24 protein-coding genes and 1 other annotated feature are annotated in these 22,533 nt (G+C 39.6%); of the genes, 20 read left to right on the forward strand and 4 right to left on the reverse strand.

Annotation, left to right across the window (positions count from 1 at the left end; all coding sequences use genetic code 11):
• Positions 1–39: 39 nt before the first annotated feature.
• Positions 40–525 carry an EbsA family protein gene (locus tag SCSH_RS09170; protein WP_057491616.1) on the forward strand — a complete coding sequence of 162 codons (486 nt, stop codon included), beginning with the start codon at positions 40–42 and terminating at the stop codon, positions 523–525.
• On the opposite strand, the gene SCSH_RS09175 is transcribed toward SCSH_RS09170, so the two are convergent.
• Entirely contained in the window at positions 517–711 is a 195-nt protein-coding gene (locus tag SCSH_RS09175; RefSeq protein WP_057491617.1) for a ferredoxin, read from the reverse strand. The genes SCSH_RS09170 and SCSH_RS09175 overlap by 9 nt on opposite strands.
• A gap of 45 nt (positions 712–756) precedes the next feature.
• On the opposite strand from SCSH_RS09175, the gene SCSH_RS09180 reads away from it, so the two are divergent.
• The 5 genes from SCSH_RS09180 to rplT all read left to right on the forward strand — a co-directional run bounded on the left by SCSH_RS09180 (position 757) and on the right by rplT (position 3,278).
• Positions 757–1,248 carry an SAG1386/EF1546 family surface-associated protein gene (locus tag SCSH_RS09180; protein WP_057491618.1) on the forward strand — a complete coding sequence of 164 codons (492 nt, stop codon included), beginning with the start codon at positions 757–759 and terminating at the stop codon, positions 1,246–1,248.
• Between the two features lie 10 nt (positions 1,249–1,258).
• A complete protein-coding gene (cmk, locus tag SCSH_RS09185) occupies positions 1,259–1,939 on the forward strand; it encodes a (d)CMP kinase (protein WP_057491619.1) in 681 nt (226 codons plus the stop codon).
• Between the two features lie 24 nt (positions 1,940–1,963).
• Positions 1,964–2,092: a sequence feature (ribosomal protein L20 leader region), on the forward strand.
• 15 nt (positions 2,093–2,107) lie between these two features.
• On the forward strand, positions 2,108–2,638 hold the full coding sequence (infC, locus tag SCSH_RS09190) for a translation initiation factor IF-3 (protein ID WP_057491648.1): 531 nt from the start codon (positions 2,108–2,110) through the stop codon (positions 2,636–2,638).
• Positions 2,639–2,672: 34 nt separating this feature from the next.
• Positions 2,673–2,873: a 50S ribosomal protein L35 gene (gene rpmI / locus SCSH_RS09195; protein ID WP_057491620.1), complete on the forward strand. Its 201-nt coding sequence runs from the start codon at positions 2,673–2,675 to the stop codon at positions 2,871–2,873.
• A gap of 45 nt (positions 2,874–2,918) precedes the next feature.
• Positions 2,919–3,278 carry a 50S ribosomal protein L20 gene (rplT, locus tag SCSH_RS09200; protein WP_057491621.1) on the forward strand — a complete coding sequence of 120 codons (360 nt, stop codon included), beginning with the start codon at positions 2,919–2,921 and terminating at the stop codon, positions 3,276–3,278.
• Between the two features lie 234 nt (positions 3,279–3,512).
• Here rplT and SCSH_RS09205 read toward each other — a convergent pair whose 3' ends face one another.
• Positions 3,513–5,672, reverse strand: coding sequence for an LTA synthase family protein (locus SCSH_RS09205; RefSeq protein WP_057491622.1), 2,160 nt, complete (start codon positions 5,670–5,672; stop codon positions 3,513–3,515).
• 131 nt (positions 5,673–5,803) lie between these two features.
• Between SCSH_RS09205 and SCSH_RS09210 the strand changes: the two genes are divergently transcribed.
• The 7 genes from SCSH_RS09210 (at position 5,804) to SCSH_RS09240 (ending at position 12,309) form a co-directional block, all read left to right on the forward strand.
• The gene (locus tag SCSH_RS09210; protein WP_057491623.1) at positions 5,804–6,961 is read left to right on the forward strand and encodes a class I SAM-dependent rRNA methyltransferase; all 1,158 of its coding nucleotides are present in this window, start codon (positions 5,804–5,806) and stop codon (positions 6,959–6,961) included.
• A 6-nt stretch (positions 6,962–6,967) separates the two neighbouring features.
• Positions 6,968–7,645, forward strand: coding sequence for a type I 3-dehydroquinate dehydratase (gene aroD, locus SCSH_RS09215; RefSeq protein WP_057491624.1), 678 nt, complete (start codon positions 6,968–6,970; stop codon positions 7,643–7,645).
• The gene (locus SCSH_RS09220; RefSeq protein WP_057491625.1) at positions 7,635–8,498 is read left to right on the forward strand and encodes a shikimate dehydrogenase; all 864 of its coding nucleotides are present in this window, start codon (positions 7,635–7,637) and stop codon (positions 8,496–8,498) included. The genes aroD and SCSH_RS09220 overlap by 11 nt, the downstream gene beginning before the upstream one ends.
• A 17-nt stretch (positions 8,499–8,515) precedes the next feature.
• On the forward strand, positions 8,516–9,583 hold the full coding sequence (aroB, locus tag SCSH_RS09225) for a 3-dehydroquinate synthase (protein WP_057491626.1): 1,068 nt from the start codon (positions 8,516–8,518) through the stop codon (positions 9,581–9,583).
• Between the two features lies 1 nt (position 9,584).
• Positions 9,585–10,751, forward strand: coding sequence for a chorismate synthase (aroC, locus tag SCSH_RS09230; RefSeq protein WP_057491627.1), 1,167 nt, complete (start codon positions 9,585–9,587; stop codon positions 10,749–10,751).
• An 84-nt stretch (positions 10,752–10,835) separates the two neighbouring features.
• Positions 10,836–11,942: a prephenate dehydrogenase gene (locus SCSH_RS09235; protein WP_057491628.1), complete on the forward strand. Its 1,107-nt coding sequence runs from the start codon at positions 10,836–10,838 to the stop codon at positions 11,940–11,942.
• Between the two features lie 16 nt (positions 11,943–11,958).
• Positions 11,959–12,309, forward strand: a complete 351-nt coding sequence (locus SCSH_RS09240) for a YlbF/YmcA family competence regulator (protein ID WP_057491629.1) — start codon at positions 11,959–11,961, stop codon at positions 12,307–12,309.
• Positions 12,310–12,461: 152 nt separating this feature from the next.
• Here the strand turns inward: SCSH_RS09240 and SCSH_RS09245 are convergent, their stop codons facing one another.
• Positions 12,462–13,367 carry a LysR family transcriptional regulator gene (locus SCSH_RS09245; protein ID WP_057491630.1) on the reverse strand — a complete coding sequence of 302 codons (906 nt, stop codon included), beginning with the start codon at positions 13,365–13,367 and terminating at the stop codon, positions 12,462–12,464.
• Between the two features lie 154 nt (positions 13,368–13,521).
• Here SCSH_RS09245 and SCSH_RS09250 point away from each other — a divergent pair, with 154 nt between their 5' ends.
• From SCSH_RS09250 to SCSH_RS09280, 7 genes are all read left to right on the forward strand, one after another.
• Positions 13,522–14,364 (forward strand): sugar phosphate isomerase/epimerase family protein, encoded by an 843-nt coding sequence (locus SCSH_RS09250; RefSeq protein ID WP_057491631.1) that lies wholly within the window; start codon positions 13,522–13,524, stop codon positions 14,362–14,364.
• 21 nt (positions 14,365–14,385) lie between these two features.
• Positions 14,386–15,243: an SDR family NAD(P)-dependent oxidoreductase gene (locus tag SCSH_RS09255; protein WP_057491632.1), complete on the forward strand. Its 858-nt coding sequence runs from the start codon at positions 14,386–14,388 to the stop codon at positions 15,241–15,243.
• 27 nt (positions 15,244–15,270) lie between these two features.
• Complete coding sequence (locus SCSH_RS09260) at positions 15,271–16,569, forward strand: MFS transporter (RefSeq protein WP_057491633.1); 1,299 nt, start codon at positions 15,271–15,273, stop codon at positions 16,567–16,569.
• An 87-nt stretch (positions 16,570–16,656) separates the two neighbouring features.
• Positions 16,657–17,538: a shikimate dehydrogenase gene (locus tag SCSH_RS09265; RefSeq protein WP_057491634.1), complete on the forward strand. Its 882-nt coding sequence runs from the start codon at positions 16,657–16,659 to the stop codon at positions 17,536–17,538.
• A gap of 125 nt (positions 17,539–17,663) precedes the next feature.
• Positions 17,664–19,010, forward strand: a complete 1,347-nt coding sequence (locus SCSH_RS09270; protein WP_082581970.1) for a hypothetical protein — start codon at positions 17,664–17,666, stop codon at positions 19,008–19,010.
• A 187-nt stretch (positions 19,011–19,197) separates the two neighbouring features.
• Positions 19,198–20,157 (forward strand): alpha/beta hydrolase, encoded by a 960-nt coding sequence (locus SCSH_RS09275; protein WP_238581386.1) that lies wholly within the window; start codon positions 19,198–19,200, stop codon positions 20,155–20,157.
• A 25-nt stretch (positions 20,158–20,182) separates the two neighbouring features.
• Positions 20,183–21,499 carry an SLC13 family permease gene (locus tag SCSH_RS09280; RefSeq protein ID WP_057491635.1) on the forward strand — a complete coding sequence of 439 codons (1,317 nt, stop codon included), beginning with the start codon at positions 20,183–20,185 and terminating at the stop codon, positions 21,497–21,499.
• Positions 21,500–21,638: 139 nt separating this feature from the next.
• Here SCSH_RS09280 and SCSH_RS09285 read toward each other — a convergent pair whose 3' ends face one another.
• Entirely contained in the window at positions 21,639–22,517 is an 879-nt protein-coding gene (locus SCSH_RS09285; RefSeq protein WP_057491636.1) for a LysR family transcriptional regulator, read from the reverse strand.
• Positions 22,518–22,533: the final 16 nt, after the last annotated feature.

A 22,533-nucleotide genomic window follows, 5' to 3' on the forward strand; every position in this document is an offset into this window, starting at 1 on the left:
TTAACTATGATAAAATGATGTAACATGGAGGAAAAGTAAGTGATTAAAATATTTGGGAAAGTAAGGTACCATTGGCAACCCGAATTATCATGGCTAATTATTTATTGGTCCATTACGATTATGCCAGTTTTTATTGCTCTGTCTCTTTTATATGAGCAAACCACTATTCCGCAGTATTTCTTTATTTTGTTTATTACCTTTGTTGTTTTGGTCGGTGTTGGATTTCATCGTTACTTTATTATTGAAGATAATGGCATTTTAAGAGTTGTCTCTTTAAGTTTGTTTAGGCCGTCCAAGATTATTATCGCTGATATTGAAAAAGTGGAAGTTACAAAATCAACAGTGACCCTGCTTGTCAAAAATAAAAAGAAAAGTCTCTTTTATATGCGAAAGTGGCCGAAAAAATACTTTTTAGATGCTTTGGCCCTTCATCCAGACTTTAAGGGTGAGGTTGAACTGACTGATAATTTTGTTAATCTTGATTATTTTGAAGCTTATAAAGATGAAAAAAAGCCCTTACAATAAAGTAAGTGCTTTTGTTGGACAGGCTTTGACTGCAGTGAGAATATCGGCATTATCACTAAAAGTTTTGACCTTTTCGCTGCTATTTGTGAATTTGACAATGCCGTCATCATCGTAATCAAAGAGATCTGAATAAGTCTGACAGAGTCCGCAGGCAATACATTTTTCGGGAATAATGGCTACTTTCATAATAACATTGTAATACTATTATTGACATTTAACAAGGGGGAAATCATGTCAAATAAACCATGGGAAGAAAAGGTAACAGAAGTTGATACTGATAATAAAGAATTAACAAGAAAGTCAAAAGATAATAATGTTGTCAGTACACCAATTTTAACAATTTTACTGAGCCTTTTTTTCTTGATTATTATTGGTATTTTATTTTTTGTGCTTTACACTTCTAATGGTGGTAGTGATGAAAAAGCAGCAACTTCAGGTTTTTACGGTTCTTCTAAAAGTGTAAAAAAGTCCAAAGAAAAAGTCAGCCAGTCTTCCAAGTCCTCTACAGCTGAAGCAGAGACAACGGAAGCAGCAACTACTCAGGCAGAAACCACAGTTTCTTCTGACGGAAAAGATACAATCACTGTTCAAGGTGGTGAAGGTGCAGCTGCCATTGCTGCGCGTGCAGGAATTTCTGTTGAGAAACTTTATGAATTAAATCCGGATCACATGACTCAGGGATACTGGTATGCCAATCCTGGAGATAATGTAAAAATTAAATAAGAGGGATTGTATGACAGGAATTAAAATTGCTATTGACGGCCCTGCTTCAAGCGGAAAGAGCACGGTTGCTAAAATCATCGCTAAGGATTTAGATTATACTTATTTAGATACAGGAGCCATGTATCGCTCAGCGACTTATCTGGCTCTTCAAAACGATGTTTCTTTAACAGATGAGCAGACTATTGTTAAACTTTTACAGGACTATCCAATTAGTTTTGGCCGCCGTGAAGATGGACAGCAGCTGGTTTTTGTAGGAGATGTTGATGTCAGTTTGCCGATTCGGGAAAATGAAGTGACCAACAATGTTTCTACCGTATCTGCCCTACCCATGGTGCGTGAAACCTTGGTTGCACTTCAGCGTCAGATTGCCAGTCAAGGCGGTATTGTCATGGATGGTCGGGATATTGGAACTGTTGTGCTGCCAGATGCTGAATTGAAAATCTTCTTGGTGGCTTCTGTTGAAGAACGGGCAGAACGCCGTTATAAAGAGAATCTTGAAAAGGGAATCAAGACTGATTTTGATAAACTTAAAAGAGAAATTTCAGCGCGTGACTATAAGGACAGTCATCGAAAGGTTTCTCCTCTTAAGGCAGCTGAGGATGCAATTACCTTTGACACAACAGGTGTGACAATTGAGGGTGTTGTGCAATTTATTGAAGAAAAAGCAAAGAAAATTATTGACAGTCATTAATTGACATGTTATACTATTTGACAATGAGAAAAGCAGAAGTGAGAACTTCTCGCCTTGCGACTAAGGTTGTCTGGCCCAACATGTCAAAATTCCTTATATAAGGAAAGTTATGTGTGCGGGCTTGAAATGTCAAGTCCGCTTTCGTTTTTCTCGAAAAAATACAAAGGGGTGAAGAAGATAGCTAAAAAAGATTTGTTCATTAATGATGAAATTCGTGTCCGCGAAGTTCGTCTTATTGGCCTTGATGGCGAACAATTAGGAATTAAACCACTGGCAGAAGCGCAGTCTATTGCTGATGATGCTAATGTTGATTTGGTTTTAATTCAGCCGCAGGCTACACCACCTGTTGCTCGTATCATGGACTATGGTAAGTTCAAATTTGAGTATCAAAAGAAACAAAAAGAACAACGCAAAAAACAAAGTGTTGTTACCGTTAAAGAAGTCCGTCTCAGTCCTGTTATTGATAAAGGAGACTTTGAAACGAAACTTCGCAACGGCCGCAAATTCCTGCAAAAAGGGAATAAGGTGAAGGTTTCAATTCGTTTTAGAGGACGTATGATTACTCATAAGGAAATTGGAGCAAAGGTGTTAGCTGATTTTGCTGAAGCAACGCAGGATATTGCGATTATTGAGCAAAGAGCTAAAATGGATGGTCGTCAGATGTTTATGCAGCTTGCACCGATTCCAGACAAAAAATAAAGTCGATAAAATAGTAAAGTAGGAGAATATTAAAATGCCAAAACAAAAAACACACCGCGCATCAGCTAAACGTTTTAAACGTACAGGTTCAGGTAGATTGAAACGCTTCCGCGCTTATACATCTCACCGTTTCCATGGTAAAACTAAGAAACAGCGTCGTCATCTTCGTAAAGCATCAATGGTGCATTCAGGAGATTTCAAACGCATCAAATCAATGCTTACTCGTATGAAATAAGAGCAGCTTAGAAAAAATTAGAAAGAACTATTGGAGGATCAATAAATGGCTCGTGTTAAAGGTGGAGTTGTTTCACGCAAACGTCGTAAACGTATTTTAAAATTAGCTAAAGGTTACTATGGTGCAAAGCATATCTTGTTCCGTACTGCAAAAGAACAAGTGATGAATTCATACTACTATGCTTATCGTGACCGCCGTCAAAAGAAACGTGACTTCCGTAAATTATGGATCACTCGTATCAATGCGGCAGCTCGTATGAATGGACTTTCATACTCACAATTAATGCATGGTTTGAAATTAGCTGAAGTTGAAGTTAACCGCAAAATGCTTGCTGACTTAGCTGTTAATGATGCAGCAGCTTTCACAGCTCTTGCAGATGCAGCTAAAGAAAAGCTAGGTAAATAAGATATTAAAAGTGGGATGGCAAGTTAATAGCTTTGTCCCACTTTTTTTATTATTCAGAAGTGATAATGCATAGGGAGGCCGGTCAGCGATTATAAGGAATCTGACAGGCATAATTAGACAGCACAGATGAAATACTATTTTGAGGTGAAAGTGTTTGTCTAGTTGAGTGGCTGCTTTCGTCGATATTAAAAAGGACTGGAAAGAGTTCATGGCTCTTTTTCAGTCCTTTTTGAGTTATTCTTTCGAACCTGTATCTGCTGTTGCTGAGGATTGCTTGGCTTCCTCAGGATGCAGTTCTTTATAGCTTGGTGCTTTATACAAATCTTGGGTCGATTTATTGCCATTTTTGCTATAGAGACTGGTTGAATTGTCACCTAGTTTCTTTTCGATTTTCTTTAAAGAAGCTAAGGTATCCTTTTTATATGATATAGAATTAATATCAATTGGCTTTAGACCGCTGTCTTTATCAAAGCGCAGCAAATCACCTGTTTGAATTTCGTCACTCATATTAAGCTGTTTGTCAGCCGCATCACGGAGCTCCTTAAGCTTAGCAGTTGTTGTTTCATCAGGATTGGTGATTTCAACACCTGTTTTAGTATCATAGACACGTCCGCTGTAACTGGTGTAATTTGGCGTAATGTAGTTGCCTTCAGAGCGAAAGGCTACTAACTGTTTATTGGCTGGAGACAGCAAATCCTGTCCTAACTCGACATAATTTTTACTATCAAGACCTAATAAATGAAGCAAGGTAGGAAGAGAATCCACTTCCCCGCCGTAAGTATTGCTAATAAATCCCTTGTCTGTTCCAGGGACATGAATCATGTAAGGAACACGCTGTAGCATGGCGTTGTTATATTCTGTCCAAGTCTGCGGATCTTTACCTAAGAGCGGTGCAAGATCAGTATTTCTTGAATTGGCAATTCCGTAATGGTCACCATAGAGAACAATAATTGAATTTTTATATAAACCAGATGCTTTCAAATAATCGAAGAAGCTTTTAACAGCAGAGTCTAGGTAATTAGCGGTAGCAAAATAACCGTTAATAGTTTCGTCATCTGTTTTAGCCAGAGGAAAACCTTTATCATCTCCAGCTAAACTTTGGTAAGGATAGTGGTTAGATACTGTGATAAACTTGGTATAAAAAGGCTGCTGTAGATGTTCTAGATATTTGATAGAGTCTGAAAACATGACTTTATCATTAAGGCCGTACTGGAAGGAATTATCCTTGGTCATTTTCGACATATAGGATTGGTCGAAGAAATGCTGGTAGCCTAACTGCTTATAAGCATTATTGCGGTTCCAGAAGGTTCCGATATTACCATGGAAAACGGCACTGCTGTAATTATTGGTATCATTGAGAATGTGTGGAGCAGCCTGCTGTGTGTTGTCCCCACCGTATTGAACGAAGAAGGAGCCTTGATTGAGGCCAAAAAGCGAAGTTTCCATAAGTGTTTCAGCATCAGAAGTCTTTCCTGCTTTAACCTGATGGAAGAAATTTGCAAAAGAAAAAGTTTCTTTAGAATGGTAAAGAGAGTTGAGGAAAGGAGTAACAACATATTCTTTGCCATCAATGTTGAGTTTGTAGTCAATTAAAAATTGCTGGAAGCTCTCTAAATGGAGAATAATAACATTTTTTCCTTTAGCGATGCCATAGTATTTAGGATTGGGAGCAGCATAGTGTTCTTGGACATATTTCTTAACGGTTCCCAATTCATCAGCAGTTGCTTCAGAGCGTACTTTTTGTGTTTGATAAGTCTGATTGGCGCTGTAAGCACTGAAAGCTGGCAGCCCCAAGGCGCGGACAATATAGACATTGGAAAATCCACGAGTCAATAATTCAGGTCGGTCAATTTCTGCCATGAAAAGATTGATGGAAAAAAGAAGTCCAGATAAAGCTGAGACGGCAAAGCTGGCTCTCTTGTTAAAGGGTCTTGGGTCAACTGAAATTTTTTTGAGTGAAAAAAGTGTGATGAAAATAATGTAATCTAGGATATAGATAGCATCCCAAGGCCTTAATAAATTCAGTGCAGAAGCCCCTAATCCTGCAGATGTCTTACTGCTGGCAAGTGCTGCACTGACCGTGATGAAATCTGAAAATTCTCTGAAATAAATCGAATTTGCAAATAAAAGAATATTGAGTACAGTGTAAATAACAACGGTAACAATATAAAAAGCACGGGTATTTTTTATATAAAGTCCTAAACCTAATAGCAGCAAAGTTATTGGAATAGGGTTTATTAAGGTTAGAAGAAATTGGTAAGAATTTCCAACATCCAAACTAAAATCAATGTTATAGGCCCAGAGTGTCTTGAGCCAATAGATTAATACGAGCGTCAAAATAAATCCTAAACGCGTATTAATAACGCTCAGGAGAAATTTAACTATTTTTTTCATTATACTGATTTCCTTATTGTTTTAAAGATAAAAGCTTATTATTTGATTATAACATAATTTTATTTTTGGCATATAGAAGAAATGTTTTTTTAAGGAAGAAAATTTCTTAATTTTTTGTTATAATTATTGTTATGAATAGACTTACGGTGGGTTCTTCAGCGGAAAAAAAACTTAAGCGGGGAATTCAGTTATTAGGCAGCAAAGATTTTCCGAATATAAAGTTGAATGACCAACCGGTTTACTTGTTTTCTCAGGCGGGCAGTTTTTTGGGAACAGCCTATCTGTCTAAACAAAACAAAGGGGTTGGCTGGTTAGTGTCAACCAAAAAGGTGGCACTGGATCAGGCTTATTTTGCCGAAGTATTTCAAAGGGCTAAGAGAAGACGGGAGACTCTGGCAAATTCAGATGTAACGACAGCCTATCGTCTTTTCAATCAGGATGGAGATTATTTTGGTGGCATGACTGTTGACCGCTATGGTCAGTTTGTTCTCTTTTCTTGGTATAATGCTTTTGTTTACCAGTTGAGAGATCAGATTACAGCTGCTTTTCGCCAGATTTATCCCGAATTTTTGGGGGCCTATGAAAAAATTCGCTTTAAAGGTCCTGACTACGAATCGGCTCATTTGTACGGAGAAGAAGCCCCCGAGCATTTTATTGTTACAGAAAATGGTGTGTCTTACAGTGTTTTCTTAAATGATGGCTTGATGACAGGTATTTTTTTGGATCAGCGTCAAGTGCGTAACAGCTTGATTAATGGCTTAGTTGCTGGGAAAAGAGTTTTAAATTTATTCTCCTACACAGCTGCGTTTTCTGTTGCAGCTGCTATGGGCGGGGCTCTTGAGACAACATCAGTGGATTTGGCTAAGCGTTCTAAAGAGCTTTCTTTAGCTCACTTTCAGGCCAATCATTTGGATGTGGCACAACATCGGCTGGTTGTTATGGATGTTTTTGATTATTTTAAATATGCTAAACGCCATCAGCTGACCTTTGACGTTCTGATTATTGATCCGCCAAGTTTTGCGAGAAACAAGAAAGCAACTTTTTCTGTTATGAAAGACTATCATAAGTTAATTAGTCAGGGGCTGGAGATTTTGGCTGAGAATGGTCTAATTATCGCATCAATAAATGCTTCCAATATGACTGTGGCTCAGTTTAAAAAACAAATTAAAAAAGGTTTTGGGAAACAAAAACATGCTTATCTTGATTTGCAGCAGTTACCTAGTGATTTTGCTGTCAATGAAAAAGATGAAAGCAGCAATTATTTAAAAGTATTTACAATAAAGGTTTAATTATTTATGAAAATAGTAGTTCCTGTTATGCCTCAGAATATCGATGAGGTTAACCAGCTTGATTTAGCAAAAATTAGTAACGCTGACATTATTGAATGGCGGGCAGATTATTTGGCTAAGGATGATATTTTGACAGTAGCTCCGGCTATTTTTGAAAAATTTGCGGGGCGTGAAGTCATTTTTACCCTACGCACAGAAAAAGAGGGCGGCAATATTTCGCTGACCAGCGAGGAATATCTAACGATTATTCGTGATATTGCCAATCTCTATCAGCCGGATTATATTGATTTCGAATATTTCTCTTATCGTGAAGTTTTGAAAGAAATGTATGATTTTTCTAATTTAGTGCTGTCCTATCATAATTTTAAAGAGACCCCTGAAAATCTGATGGAGGTATTTTCGGAACTGACAGCTCTGGCACCGCGTGTGGTGAAGATAGCTGTCATGCCGCAAAATGAGCAGGATGTGCTCGATTTGATGAATTATACGAGAGGTTTCAAGACCTTGAATCCTGAGCAGGAATATGTGACCATGTCCATGTCTAAGTTAGGACAGATATCACGTTTATCAGGTGATTTAACAGGCAGCTCGTGGACTTTTGCTAGTTTGGAGCAAGAAAGTGCTCCTGGGCAGATTTCACTGACAGATATGCGTAAAATTAAGGAGGTTTTAGATGCAAATTGACGGTCATACGCGTTTAGCAGCAGTTGTTGCAACACCCATTAAACATTCCATTTCACCTTTTATTCATAATTATGCCTTTGATAAAACAGGGGTCAATGGTGTTTATGTGGCTTGGGATATTCCAGAGTCTGAACTTGAGGCTACTGTGGAAAATGTCAGACGTTATGATATGTTTGGCATTAACATTTCCATGCCTTACAAACAGGCTGTTATTCCTTATCTTGATGAGATAACAGAAGCAGCTGACCTAATTGGAGCAGTCAATACGGTTGTCAATAAAGACGGCAGACTCTTAGGTTACAATACAGACGGAATGGGCTTTTTTAGAAGTTTGAGTACTTTTGCTGATTTTGATGTTAAGGACAAAGTGATGACTATTCTTGGCGGTGGCGGTGCTGCAACAGCTCTTATTGCTCAGGCTGCCATCAATGGCGCTGCAAAGATTAACATTTTTAATCAGACAGAGTTTTTAGAGGAAACCAAGGAAAAGGCTCAGCGGATTTCTGATAAAACAGGTGTTACTCTTGAGGTCTTTCCGGTTGAAGATGTGGATTTAATTCAGGAAAAGGTCTTAGAGTCTGACTTATTTGTTAATGCTACCAGTGTTGGTATGGATGGCAAATCCATGATTATCAACGAAAACTTTGAATTCCCTGAAAATATCATGGTTGCCGATGTTATCTACCAGCCTTTTGAGACTCCGTTTCTGAAATTGGTTCGTAGCCGCGGCCTAAAGGCTGTAAATGGCTTGGGTATGCTTTTATTTCAAGCAGCAGAAGCTTTTGAGCTCTGGACAGGACAAGAAATGCCAAGTCAAGAAATCTGGCAGGCATTAGCAGAAAAATATAAATAAAGAATTTAGGTGTTTCTATGAAATTAAATGTCAATCTTCCTCGAAATCCCTATGATATAGTTATTGAAAAGGGCAGCTTAGCTCGGGCAGGCCAATGGGTCAAAAAACTTTGGAAACCGCAAAAAATAGCCATTATTACAGATAACCGTGTTGGCGGACTCTATGCTGAAAAAGTAAAGCTTAGTCTTGAAGATGCCGGTTTTGAGGTAGTTGTCTTTGACTTTTTAGAAGGCGAAGCCAGTAAAAATTTGACAACAGCTAATAAGGCTTATGAATTCTTAGTGAAACGCGGTCTGACCAGAAGTGATGGGATTATTGCTCTGGGTGGCGGTGTTGTTGGTGATTTGGCTGGTTTTGTTGCATCGACTTACATGCGGGGCATCCATTTTCTGCAGATTCCAACCAGCCTGACAGCTCAGGTAGATTCTTCTATCGGTGGTAAAACTGGCGTTAACACTCCCTTTGCTAAAAATATGGTGGGAACTTTTACCCAGCCTGATGGTGTTCTGATTGATCCGGATACTCTCAAGACGCTTGGTAAACGTGAGCTGATTGAAGGCATGGGCGAGGTCATCAAATACGGTTTGATTGCCGATGCAGAGTTCTGGGATAAGCTGGATGCTCTGGATGGTTCTACAGATTCTATTTTAGAGAATTCTGAAATGATTATTTATCGTTCCTGCGATGTTAAACGCAAGGTCGTTGTTGAAGATGAGCTGGATAACGGTGTTCGGCTCTATCTCAATTTTGGCCATACGATAGGGCATGCAATTGAACAGACTGCAGGCTATGGCAAGGTTATGCACGGTGAAGCGGTTGCTATTGGCATGGTACAAGTTTCCCGTGTTGCTGAAAAGAAGGGGCTTATGCCTCAGGGGCTTACAGAAAAGATTGAAGCCATGTGTTCCAAGTTTGGGCTGCCGACTTCTTATGAACCATGGAATGCTGAGCCTATGTATCAAGCCTTGAAGCATGATAAAAAAGCGCGCGGTCAAATGATAAAAATGGTTATTGTTCCCCAATTAGGGCAGGCTGCTATCAATGAAATCAGTCTGGAAGAGATGAAGGAGTACTTGGAGAAGTAAGATGAGATATTTCACAGCTGGAGAGTCGCACGGCCCTCGTCTGACAGCTATTATTGAAGGAGTGCCGGCAGGTCTTCCGCTGACTGCCGATTATATCAATGCTGAATTAAAGCGGCGTCAAGGGGGTTATGGCCGCGGCGGCCGTATGAAAATTGAATCCGATCAGGTCGAAATCACCTCAGGTGTCCGCCATGGTTTGACCATGGGCAGCCCAATTACGCTCAATGTTACCAACCGAGACTTTAAAAATTGGACTGAGGTCATGAGTGCCGCTGATATTGAAGAGAAGAAAAAATCGATTCGCAAATTAACCAAGCCCCGTCCAGGCCATGCTGACTTGGTTGGCGGTATGAAGTATCGTTTTTCTGATCTGCGCAACAGTCTAGAACGTTCCAGTGCGCGTGAGACAACCATGCGTGTTGCAGTGGGAGCAGTGGCTAAGCGTCTTTTGGAAGAGATTGGTGTGGATGTTGCCAGTCATGTGGTCGTTTTTGGCGGTATTGAAGTAGATGTCCCTGAAAATCTAACTGTAGCTGAGATTAAAGAACGGGCCCGTCAGTCAGAGGTTTCTATTGTCAATCAGGAACGTGAGCAGGAAATCAAAGATTATATTGACCAGATAAAGAAAGAAGGCAATACCATCGGCGGTGTTATTGAAACAGTTGTCGGCGGTGTTCCGGTTGGTCTGGGTTCTTATGTTCAGTGGGATCGTAAATTAGATGCTAAAATAGCACAGGGCGTTGTTTCCATCAATGCTTTTAAGGGCGTTGAATTCGGTTTGGGCTTCAAAGATGGCTACCTCAAAGGTAGCGATGTCATGGATGAAATTGTTTGGTCCAAAGAAGATGGTTACACGCGTAAATCCAACAATCTTGGCGGTTTTGAAGGCGGTATGACCAATGGTCAGCCCATTGTTGTTCGCGGTGTCATGAAGCCAATTCCGACACTCTATAAACCTTTGATGAGCGTTGATACTGAGACGCATGAGCCTTATAAAGCCAGCGTAGAACGGTCAGATCCGACGGCTGTTCCAGCTGCTGCGGTGGTCATGGAAAGTGTGGTTGCAACAGTTTTGGCAACAGAAGTCTTAGATAAATTTTCTTCGGATAATTTAGAAGAGTTAAAGGAAGCTGTTGAACACCATCGGCAATTTGTAAAAGATTTTTAAAATTTTAAGAGAGTGGGCAGCAATCGTGGCAGCCTGTTTCAAATTCTCAGTAAGTAATTAGCATTGGTTTAGTTCGGGGAAATGATGGAAGAAAAAACAATTTATATTGCGGGACTGGGGCTCATCGGTGGCTCCCTTGCTTTAGGCATTAAGCGCGGTCATCCTGGTTATAAAGTTATTGGCTACAATCGTTCTGACAAATCACGAGATATTGCTCTTGAACGCGGAATTGTGGAAGAGGCAACTGCCGATTTCAAAGAATTCGCTCCTTTAGCAGATGTTATTATTTTGGCAGTGCCAATTAAAAAGACAATTGATTTTATTAAAGATTTGGCAGATTTAGATTTAAAAGAAAATGTGATTATTACAGATGCCGGTTCTACTAAACTTGAAATTGTTAAAGCAGCAGAGCAGTACCTTAAAGATAAGTCTGTACAGTTTGTAGGCAGCCATCCTATGGCTGGAAGTCACAAATCAGGAGCCATTGCAGCAGACGTTAATCTGTTTGAAAATGCTTATTACATCTTTTCGCCATCAAGTCTGACCACAGCTGATACCATACCTGCTTTGCAGGATCTTTTATCAGGTTTACATGCAAGATATGTTGAAATCGATGCGGCAGAGCATGACCGAGTTACCAGTCAAATCAGTCATTTTCCTCACATTATTGCGTCAAGCCTTATGGAGCAGGCAGGTGATTTTGCTGAAAGCCATGAAATGACCAAACACTTTGCTGCGGGCGGTTTTCGCGATATGACACGCATTGCTGAAAGTGAACCCGGTATGTGGACGAGCATCCTTTTAACAAATCCCCAAGCTGTTTTAGATCGCATTGAAAATTTCAAGCAGCGTTTGGATAGAATTTCCAGTCTGATTGAAGCAAAAGATGAAAATGCCATTTGGGAGTTCTTTAATCAGGGTCGGCAAATTCGTAAAAATATGGAAATTCATAAACGTGCGGGTGTTGACAGCTTTTATGATATTTATGTGGATATTCCTGATAAAGAAAATGTCATTTTGGAAATTTTGGAGCTGCTGAGAGGAACTTCTTTAGTTAATATTCGCATCAATGAAGAAAATCGTGAAGATATCAATGGTATCTTGCAAATTTCTTTCAAGAATGAGCGCGATTTGAAGCGGGCTCAGGAATTAATCAGTAAAAATACAAGTTATCATGTTCATTTAGATTAAATAAAGGAGAGATATTATGTCAGTAAATATATATGATTTAGCAAATGAGTTGGAGCGCAATATCCGTACTTTACCAGAGTATCAAACTGCTGTTCAGGCAAAAGCAAGAGTCGATAGTGACGAAGAAGCCCAAAAAATATGGTATGGATTTACAGAACTTCAAGTGAAAATTCAAAATCATGTAAAGACAGGACAAATGCCAACTTCTGAAATGCAGCAAGAATTGCAAAGTTTTGGTCAAAAAATTGAAACCAATCCACTTTTAAAAGAATTTGCTGAAACTCAGCGAGCTCTTGGAGTCTATATCAGTGATATTGAACGCATAATTCTTCAGCCGCTTCAAGATTTATCGAAAAAAGATGCCTAAACATAGGTATTTATAAGAGCTTATGTTTCAAGGTGCTGGAAAATTCATTCCTTCTCTGATAAATATAAGCTCAAGCAAAAGCCCTCATTAGACAGGTCAATCTAATGAGGGCTTTTTTAAATATATATTACAAGTAACAAAAAGAAATTTTCTTAAATTGATAGATTCATCATTTCTGACTGTGTGGCGATAAAATCAATAAAATTTTTTAAGTCATTGTGCAATTCTTTGCCTTTATGATAGGCAGCGTAATAGACGCGGCGATTTTTCAAGGATTTAATAGGAATGACATCAATATCATCAAAATCCTTTAAAAAATCTGCTTTAGGTGCAATAGCAATTCCAAACTGCTGAGCGACTAAACCAACTACGGTTTCATCTTCGCTGACTTCAAAAGCAATTTTAGGTCGTTTGCTTATTTCTGAAAAAACTTGCTCCAATACAGGGCGCATTCCGCTTCGTTTTGAAAACCAAACTTGAGGATAATCCAAGGTATCTTCAACAGTTACCTGCTCCTTAGCCGACAGAGGGTGGCCTTTGGGAACAATGAGCACAAGGTCTTGAGTGAAGATAGGAATAAAGGAAATAGAAGAAAAGCTTTCAATTTTGGAACAAAAGGCTAAATCATACTGGTCATTTTGAATTCCTTCCAGCATATCTGCTGACATGCCGCTGTCATTATGAAAATCAAATTCCGATTGTGTATCAGGATGCTGTTCAATGAAGGTTCGAACAAGATTAGGAACAGCTTTTCGTCCCAGAATACGCAAAAGCGTAAGATTAATACGATGCTGCTTTTGATGTGTTTGCTGTAGTTGCTTGACCCCTGTATCTAAGAGATTAATAGAAGTTTTAACAATTTTGTAAAAATCTTTTCCTGCCTCTGTCAAGACGATATTGCGTCCTTTTTTCACAAAAAGGGGAACTTTGACTTCGCTTTCCAATGCGGCAATTGCATGACTCAGTGTTGGCTGTGTAATATGCAGCTGTTTGGCAGCATCAGTATAATGTTCCAAATCAGCTAGGGTCAAGAAGTAGCGTAAATGTTGAAGATTCATCTGTCTACCTATTATTCGTTTTTTGTTTATTATATCACAAAATCATGAAAAAAATCTATGAATTACTGAAGAAAGATTCATTAGTATTTGCCCCTAATTCATTGTATAATCAAGGTGATAAGTGAAAAAATTAACAATATAGGAGGATAAAACAGTGTCTAAACTTTCACCAATTACAATCAGTTCATGGACCCTTGGAGATCAATGTCGTTTTGAGGATCGTGTCAAAGCGGCTAAAGATGCAGGTTACGAAGGTATTGGACTTCGTGCAGAAACTTATGTCGATGCTTTAAACGAAGGGCTAACAGACCAAGATATTTTAGCTATTTTGGAAAAATATGATATCAAAGTAACAGAAGTAGAGTACATCGTTCAATGGGCCGAGGAGCATCGCTCTTATGAGCAAAAGTACAAGGAACAAATGTGTTTCCATATGTGTGATTTATTTAATGTCGGTCACATTAACTGCGGCTTGATGGAAAACTATTCAGTAGAATATACTGCTCAAAAATTGAAGGAGCTCTGCGCGCGGGCAGGTAAATATATTATTGGGGTAGAACCTATGCCATACAGTGGGCTTCCAACTTTTGACAAGGCTTATGCAGTTGTCAAGGAATCTGGTGCGGACAATGCTATGATTATTCTGGATACTTGGCATTGGGTTCGTGCCGATCAGCCTTACCGTGCCTTGACAGCAGATGAAGCTGCTAAGGTTATTTCTATTCAAATTAATGATGCTTACGAGCGTCCTTATGCAGCTGCCATTCTTCGTGATGAATCGATGCATGATCGCCTTGCTCCGGGGACTGGCGCAAAGGATACCGCTGGTTTTGTTCGAATGGTTAAAGAGGCAGGAATTTCACCCAAAGTAATCGGTGTGGAAGTTATTTCAGATGAGATTTTAAGCCGTGGTCTTGCCGAGGCTAGCGCATTTACATTTGAAAATACGGTTAAGGTTCTTAAAGAAGTTTGGCCGGAAATGTTAACAGAAAATTAAGAGAAATAAAGGAGAAAAACGATGTCAGACAAATGGTTAGGACTTGAAGGGAAAACGGCAGTAGTTACTGGTGCAGTCGGCGGTATGGGAAAAACAATTGTTCAAGAGTTTGCCAAACAGGGCACCAATGTTGTCTTATTGGATATCCGTGAACAAGAGTTAAAAGATTACGCGGAAGAAATTGCTAAGGAATACGGTATAGGTACTCTGGCAGTGCCGACTAATTCAACCAGCGAAACAGATGTGGACAATGCTGTTGCGAAATCAGTTGAAAAGTTTGGCTCAGTAGATATCTTGGTCAATACAGCAGCCATGCTTCGTGCCTGTCCTTTGGAAGATCTTCCTTTAGAAGAATGGCGTCAAACAGTTGATATTAATTTAACAGGCTATTTCTTGGTATCACAGCGCTTTGGCCGTCAAATGATTAAACAAGGCCGTGGTAATATGGTACATATTTCAACGATTGCATCTGTGTTCCCAGAAACTTATTCAGCTGCTTATAGTTCAACAAAGGCTGGTGTTAACATGATGTCACGTCAGATGGCAGCAGAATGGGGACAATTCGGTGTTCGTTCAAATTGTATTCAGCCATGTTTTGTTAAAACACCACTTTCTGAACCATTTTATGCAGATCCAGAAGTAGAAAATGGCCGTAAAGCCTTGACAGCTAATAAACGTATCGGTAATACCATGGACATTGCCAATGCGGTGCTCTTTCTCGCAAGTGACCGTTCAGACTATACCAATGGACATGAACTTCGCGTTGAGGGTGGTTTTGGTATCATGATGGGAGATCAGACTCCAAAACCAGGCGGTCGCCGTGAATATGCTGTCAAAGAACACAATGCTTATTTGGAACGCTTAAAAGGAAATCAATAATTTGTCTTAAAAGGAGCTTATACCTACATGTTTAAAAATAACAAATTTAATTTCTCTGCTGTCATGCTTTGGTTTACCTATTTTTGTCATGGCATGCAGGCCATTATTATCTCTCAAAATACAGAGTATTTTGCAGATAAATGGGGAATTACGACAGCAGCTGTTCTAGGTGTCGTTGCTTGGGTCGGTATCGGTAAAATCGTCTTTTTGATTTTTTCTGGTTCTTTATCAGATAAGATTGGGCGTAAACCGGTCGTTTTGGCAGGCTTGGCAGGCTATGTTATTATGTTTGCCTCTCTCTTGATTGCCAATAATGTACTGGAAGCTAATATTTTGGCTTTCATTGGTGGTGCCATGACTTCTTTATACGATGGTTCCATTAACCCGGCTCTATTTGAAATGTATCCAGAGAATAAATCAACAGCATCTGTCTTATCCAAAGCCTTTATCTCTGCATCATCCATTCTTTATCCGCTGTTTGTAGCTTTCTTAGCAACACATAAAATGGCTCCAGAGTTGGCCATTGTTTTGCCTCTTGTCATCAGCACTCTTGTTTTGATAGGCGTTATATTAGCGCCATTTCCAGATCGCGAACTGCAAAAAGCTGAAGGCTTGAGTCCTGCACAGGCGGTTAAGGAATTGGAAAAACGTCAGGATACAGCGACAGCAGCTACTGAAACAAAAACTCAGAATACAGGCAATGCCAAGCCTAAATTTGCTGTTGATGGAGTTGTTTTATCACTCTTTGCTCTGACCATTTATTCAAATTTCTATCTGTTCCAGCAAGTTTCCAAAATCTATGCTAAAGATATCATTCATATGAGTGAAAGTGCAGCCGCTTCGGTTACCTCTCTTTATCAAATGGGGGGCTTAGTTGCCACTATTGTATTCTCGCTCATTATGGCACGTGGTATTCGTGATATGGCCATCTTAATTATTTCGCCAATCTTTGCAGGGCTGGCTGGTTTGGCAGTTTACTTTGTGCCAACACCAACTGTTTTGACACTGGCTGGTATTGTGGTTGGTTTCTGTGCAGCTGGTGGACTTCTTCAAATGGGGAATGCCGTTCTCAATCAATTTTTTGATACCAATAAAGGACGCAATACCTCTATTTATTACTTTGTCATGGCTCTTGGTTCTTACATTGTTCCGGCTGCAGCGGGCGGCTTGCTGAAAGAAGTCAATGGTGAATTTCCAAATGCTCCAATTATCTTATTGATTATTGCTGTTACTGGCTTTGTTTCCTCTGCTTTGATGATTTTTATTGGTTTGCGTTATAAACAGATTTTTGGCCAGTCCGTATTTTCAAAGGTTAATAAAGACTAAATCCAGCGCAGTTAAATTTTATGAACTTTGATCTTAGTTTTATTAGAAATGCTATAATAGTTGTAGTCTTAGAAAGAAGGTTTTATTATGACAGAACGTATTTCAGGTCACACACTTCTCGTTAGCTTAATTGCTACACCAATTCGCCACTCCTTATCTCCTAAAATGCATAATGAGGCATATGCTAAACTTGGCTTGGATTATGCTTATTTGGCATTTGAGGTTGGAAATGAAGAACTGAGAGATGCTGTTCAAGGAATCCGTGCTTTAGGCATTCGAGGTTCTAATGTTTCTATGCCAAATAAACAGGCCATCATTCCTTATCTTGATGAACTGTCTCCTGCGGCTGAGTTGGTCGGTGCTGTTAATACAGTAGTCAATAAAGATGGGAAAGGTCATCTTGTTGGTCACTGTACAGACGGAACAGGATGCGTGCGTGCCCTTGCAGAAGAAGGGGTAGAGGTTAAAGACCAAATCATTACCCTGACTGGTGCAGGCGGTGCCGGAACAGCTATTGCTATTCAATTAGCCTTGGATGGTGCTAAGGAAATTCGCATCTTCAACCGTAAGGATGAATTTTATGCTAATGCTGAATTAACCGTGGAAAAAATTAATACAAAGACAGATTCTAAGGCTACACTGACAGATTTAGCTAATCAAGATGCTTTCAAGAAGTCTATTGCAGAATCCAGCATTTACATTGATGGAACAGGTGCTGGCATGAAGCCGCAAGAGGATGTATCCCTGATTAACGATCCTGAAGTCATTCGTCCTGATCTGGTTGTCTTTGATGTGGTGTATGCACCGCTTGAAACTAAGCTTTTAAAATTTGCCAAAGAACATGGTGCTAAGAAAGCCATCAATGGTATTGGTATGATGCTCTATCAAGGCGCAGAAGCTTTCAAGCTATTCACTGGTGAAGATATGCCGGTTGACTATATTCATGATTTGCTTTTCAACGAAGAATAAGTTTTGATGGCTGTCAAATGAAAAGCAGCACTTGTTAAGAAAAACCGCATTCTTCTCACAAAGGCGAGGGGAACTCCCTCGCCTTTTGTAATCAAAGAATAGTTATAAACTAAAAAGGAGTTTCTATGACTAAAGCTAACAACATGATTCATCAAGCTAGCGAATTGCCATATATTAAGGCAGGCCCCTTTAAAATACGCTTTCCCTTTGTTCACTATAAATTAGAAAAAGTAGAATTCATTCAAGGTTTGATTGTTGGAGCAACTGCTCTGTCTGCTATTCCTTATATTACGGATTATTTAGAACTGCCTTATGAACTAGCCTACAGTATGGTCATCTTGGAAACAAGTTTGTATATCCTTCATGGAACCTTGGGGGATCCCGTGGTACCTGGCTGGATTACGGCGACACTTCCTTTGACTTTAATCTATCTAACAAAGTATGATGCCGGTGCCGATCGCATCAGGGCAATGATTGCGCTGCAGTTATTGGTCGCAGGACTTTTTATTTTTATGAGTCTCACCAAGTTGGCCAAGCGGTTTGTTAATTTGGTCCCCAATGGTATGAAGGCAGGAATTTTGCTGGCAACCCCTATTTCGGTTCTGCAGACACAATTGGGTGATAAAGGTGGCTTTAGGCAATATCCGATATCACTTATAGCGGGTTTTGGCTTGTTAATTATTTTGTCCTATTCAGTTTGGTATAAAAAACTGAGAGCAAAAAATCGCTTGCTTGATTTTATAGCTAGTTATGGAAATCTCTTTCCTTATCTTTTTGCTATGCTGGTAGGTGTTTTGATTTCTGAATTGCCTTTGCCAACATTGGAACTGGGAACTATCTTAAAAGTGCCAGATTTTCACAGAATTCTCAGTCAAGTGAGTGTCTTTGCGGTTGGTTTTCCTAAAATCCATTATTTTGCAGATGCCTTGCCCCTAGCCTTGGTTAGCTATGTTATTGCTTTTGGAGATTTTGTTACCACAGAATCATTGGTTGAGGATGCGCGTGAATCAAGAAATGATGAATACATTGATTTTGATTCCAACCGTTCTAACTTGATCATCGGAATTCGCAATACAATTCTCGGTCTTCTAGCTCCTTTTCCGCCTCTGGCAGGTCCTCTCTGGGCAGGAATGACAGTTTCTATTAGTCAGCGCTATAAGGAAGGAAAGGCTGCGATGGATAGTCTGATTGGTGGGATGGCTTCTTTTCGTTTGGCGACTCTTCTGTGTGTACTTCTCATTCCAATCACAAGTTTTATGCGGCCCATTTATTCTGTTGGAGGTGCTATAACCCTTCTTTTTCAAGCCATTGTCTGTGCTAAGATTGGTATGGAGTACTGTGAAGATGAGACAGATAAGATGATTGCTGGTTTTATGGCAGCAGTACTGGCTTTTGCAGGATCAGGCATTGGTTTAATTACAGGAATTATTTTAACTCTGGTTTTAAAAGATGTTTTTGCTAAGGCTGAATAAGTTGAATTTATTGGGCATTAGCAGTAAAAATTCATGGTTAAATTTCTGGCTATGGATTTTTTATTTATAGAAAAAATTTTAAAACTAAAAGAAATTTTTCATTAAAAAACTATGTGAAAAACTTCTCAAGGTGTGATAGAATATAAACAGTATCACACAGCAATAAATAGTGAAAGAAAGGGGTTGCATGATGGATATTAAATCATTCCCAGGTTATGAGGATCATTTGTTTAGCAACCTTGCTGAACAAACCGAAGAAGTCAAGCGCCGCAAGGCAGCGCAGGTTGAAGCTATGCTGACTTATGAATTGCCACAAGGCATGACAATGGAGGATCGTTTTATTCCAGGTAAGGAGGAAGGGCAGGAAGTAAAAATTCGCGTTTTCACTCCGGCTAATCTTCCTGAAAAAGCACCAATGATTGTTGATATTCACGGCGGTGCTTTTGTTGCTGGCAGCGTTGATATTGACAATGCCCGCTGTATTGCAATTGCTCAGCGTGTGCCCGCTGTCGTGGTTTCGGTCGAATACCGTTTGGCAGGAGCTGATGGCATCAGTTTTCCTATTCCATTGGAGGATTGCCATACAGCTTATATGTATTTATATCATCATGCTACAGAATTTGGCGGCGATCCTGAAAAGATGGGACTTCATGGTTCAAGTGCAGGGGCAACTATTGCAGAAGGTCTTGCTCTCTATCTCCGCGACAGAAATGAACCTCAGCCGGCTCTGACTGTTCTTAATTGTCCTGCTCTCAGCTTAGCCTTGGAGGAAAGCCCTTCCTACCATCAGCTTTATCAGCTGCGTATGGGGCCATCTAATAAAGCACTTGGAGCTGAATCAGCCTATCTTGGCGGTTACAATGGAAGCACACCGTCTTATTACGCTTTTCCAGCCTATGCCCCTGATTTGGGAGGTCTTGGCCCACACATGGTCGTTGTCGGAGAATATGATACCTTGCGCGATACAGGACTTGATTATGCCCAACGCCTTTTGCGAACAGGAGTTCCATGTGAAATTTACCAAGCTCCACGTTTAGGTCATTGCTTTACTTCAGCACCGCATCCATTTACTGACTTTGTTCATGATATGATGGCTTGGTCTTTCAAGCGTGAATTTGGCATGTTAGATGATTTGATTAAAAAATAACTGTATAAGGAGATAGGAGAAGGTTATGAGTCCAGCTATACTTGCCATTATTATGTTGGCAATCGTTGTTGCTTTTATTCTTTGGAATAAGATTCCTTTGAATTTTATCATGTTTGTTGTTCCAGTTGTCTTTAGCTTTTTGATGGGCTACGATTTGAAACAAACCAGCGATTTTATTATAAATCAGATTAACGTTGTAATGACCCAGTCTGGGTACATGCTTTTGTTTGGGTTGATCTATTTTGGTATGCTGACGGAATCCGGTTTGTTTGATACTATGATAAACGGTGTCATGAAAGTTATTGGCAATCGTATCAATGTAGTAGGCGTCATGATTTTAACGACTGTTTTAAGTGCTATCGCTTATTTAACAGCACAGATGTCCACAACCTACCTTGTTGTTTTTCCGATTGTTATTCCATTTTTTAAGAAATTTAAGATGGATCGTAATTTTGCCTTTATCATCTGTCAAACTGCTATTGGAGCAATGTGCTGGCTGCCGTGGGGAATTGGTTTAGTCATGTCAGCAACCATGGCTAATACTCACGCTGAGACTCTTGCAGTTGCTTCTATTCCTTGGGGTCTGTGCTTTATCCCAGCTATCATTCTGCAATATATCTATTTTGCACGCAAACATAAAAAAGAGCATGGAACACTTGGACTGCCTGAAGATGCAGAAGGCGGAGCAGCACATAAGATTGAAGAACGGGAAAATGCTAGACCAAAATTATTTTGGCTTAACATGATTATCTTTTTGATTGTCGTTGTAGCCTTAGCCGTCTTAAAATGGCCATCTTACTTAGTGTTTATCATGGCTTCAATTGTTACGGCTTTGATTAACTATCCCAAAGATTTTGGCGCTATTTGGAATAAGCAGGCAACAATGTTCTTTAACGTATTGATTATGCTTATTGCCATTTGTTTTTACTTGGCTGTCTTTAACGCCAAAGATGGGTCGCATGCTTCCATGGTAGAAAGTCTTGCTAAGCTGCTGGAAGCACATTTCCCAAGCTTCTTGATGCGCTATATCCATATTATTTTCCTTCTGCTCTGTGTGCCGATTATCTACTTTGTCCCTTATCAGTTATATAATGCCCTTTATCCGCTTTTTATCTCAATCGGAGCTTCTTTCGGTCTGTCACCGATTGCCATCATTGCTCCCTTTGTATGTAACCTAGCTTTGGCAACTTCGGTCACACCGATGAATTCATCTACCTATGTGGGTGCAACGCTTTGTGAAATTGAAGCAGAACCTTTTACCAAAAAAGCAGCACCTATCATGTTTGTTACCAACGCAGTTGTTGTGGCAGTAGCTGCTATTTCTGGCGTTTTGCACTTTTAAATAAAATAAAAAATTCATATCAAAAGACATGAATTTTAGCTTCAAAGCAAACTTCTTTTGGAGGTTTGTTTTTTTATGTCGTTTTAATCTGTCTAAGGCTGCCAAGTGGCAATAGTGAGTTGACCTGCTAAACAGCTGCTCATGACTTGAGTAAATGCTTGGCAAATTTTTTGAAGGCCGTTTGAATCGGCGGATAATAATCAGACTTATTGTAAGCTATGTAAATCATACGCTTATCCAGGGCATCAGTAATTTTAATCTTTTTAACTCGGTAGGCGTCAATACTGATGATATTTGGGATAATAGCAATTCCAAAATGATGGGCAACAAACCCCAGCACACTTTGGTCATCTTCAAGCTCAATTTTGATACGGGGCTGCAGACCTAATTTTTTAAAGGACTGATCCAGATAGGGTCTAAGACCGCTGTGTTCGTTATAGTAAACGTAATCATATGCAATGGTATCTGCCAGCGAAATACTGTCATATTTGGCTAAGGGATGATCCTCAGGCACAATAATGACCTGTTCTTCTACCATTAAGGGTTCAAACTGAATCTGGCTGAAATGATCGATTTTAGAAACAATTGCACAATCCAATTCTTCCCTGCTTAAGGCATGCAGCAAATTGTGGGAATTGTTTTGCTCCAATTGAAATTGGACTTGGGGATATTCTTGCAGAAACTGGCTGATAAGTTTGGGACCAATGTTTGATCCAAAGGTATAAATAAAACCAATGGCAAGTTTTCCTTGATTAGGATGAACTTCAGCCTGCAAAGCAGTATAGGCTTGATTAATTGTGCGAATAGATTCCTTGGCAGAGGTGTAAAAAATACGTCCATAGCGAGTTAATTTAATATTTCTGCCATCTTTTTTGAAAAGCGGGAGTCCCAGTTCTTTTTCTAATTCTGCAATGACATAGGAAAGATTGGGTTGCGATGTATTCAGTTCTTTGGCTGTCTTTGTCATATGTTCGCTCTCAGCAAGAGCGACAAAATATTCTAAATGCTGCATGTTCATCTGTGTTACCTCTTAA

This window comes from Streptococcus orisasini (genome assembly GCF_001431045.1).
GTDB classification, from domain to species: Bacteria; Bacillota; Bacilli; order Lactobacillales; family Streptococcaceae; genus Streptococcus; species Streptococcus orisasini.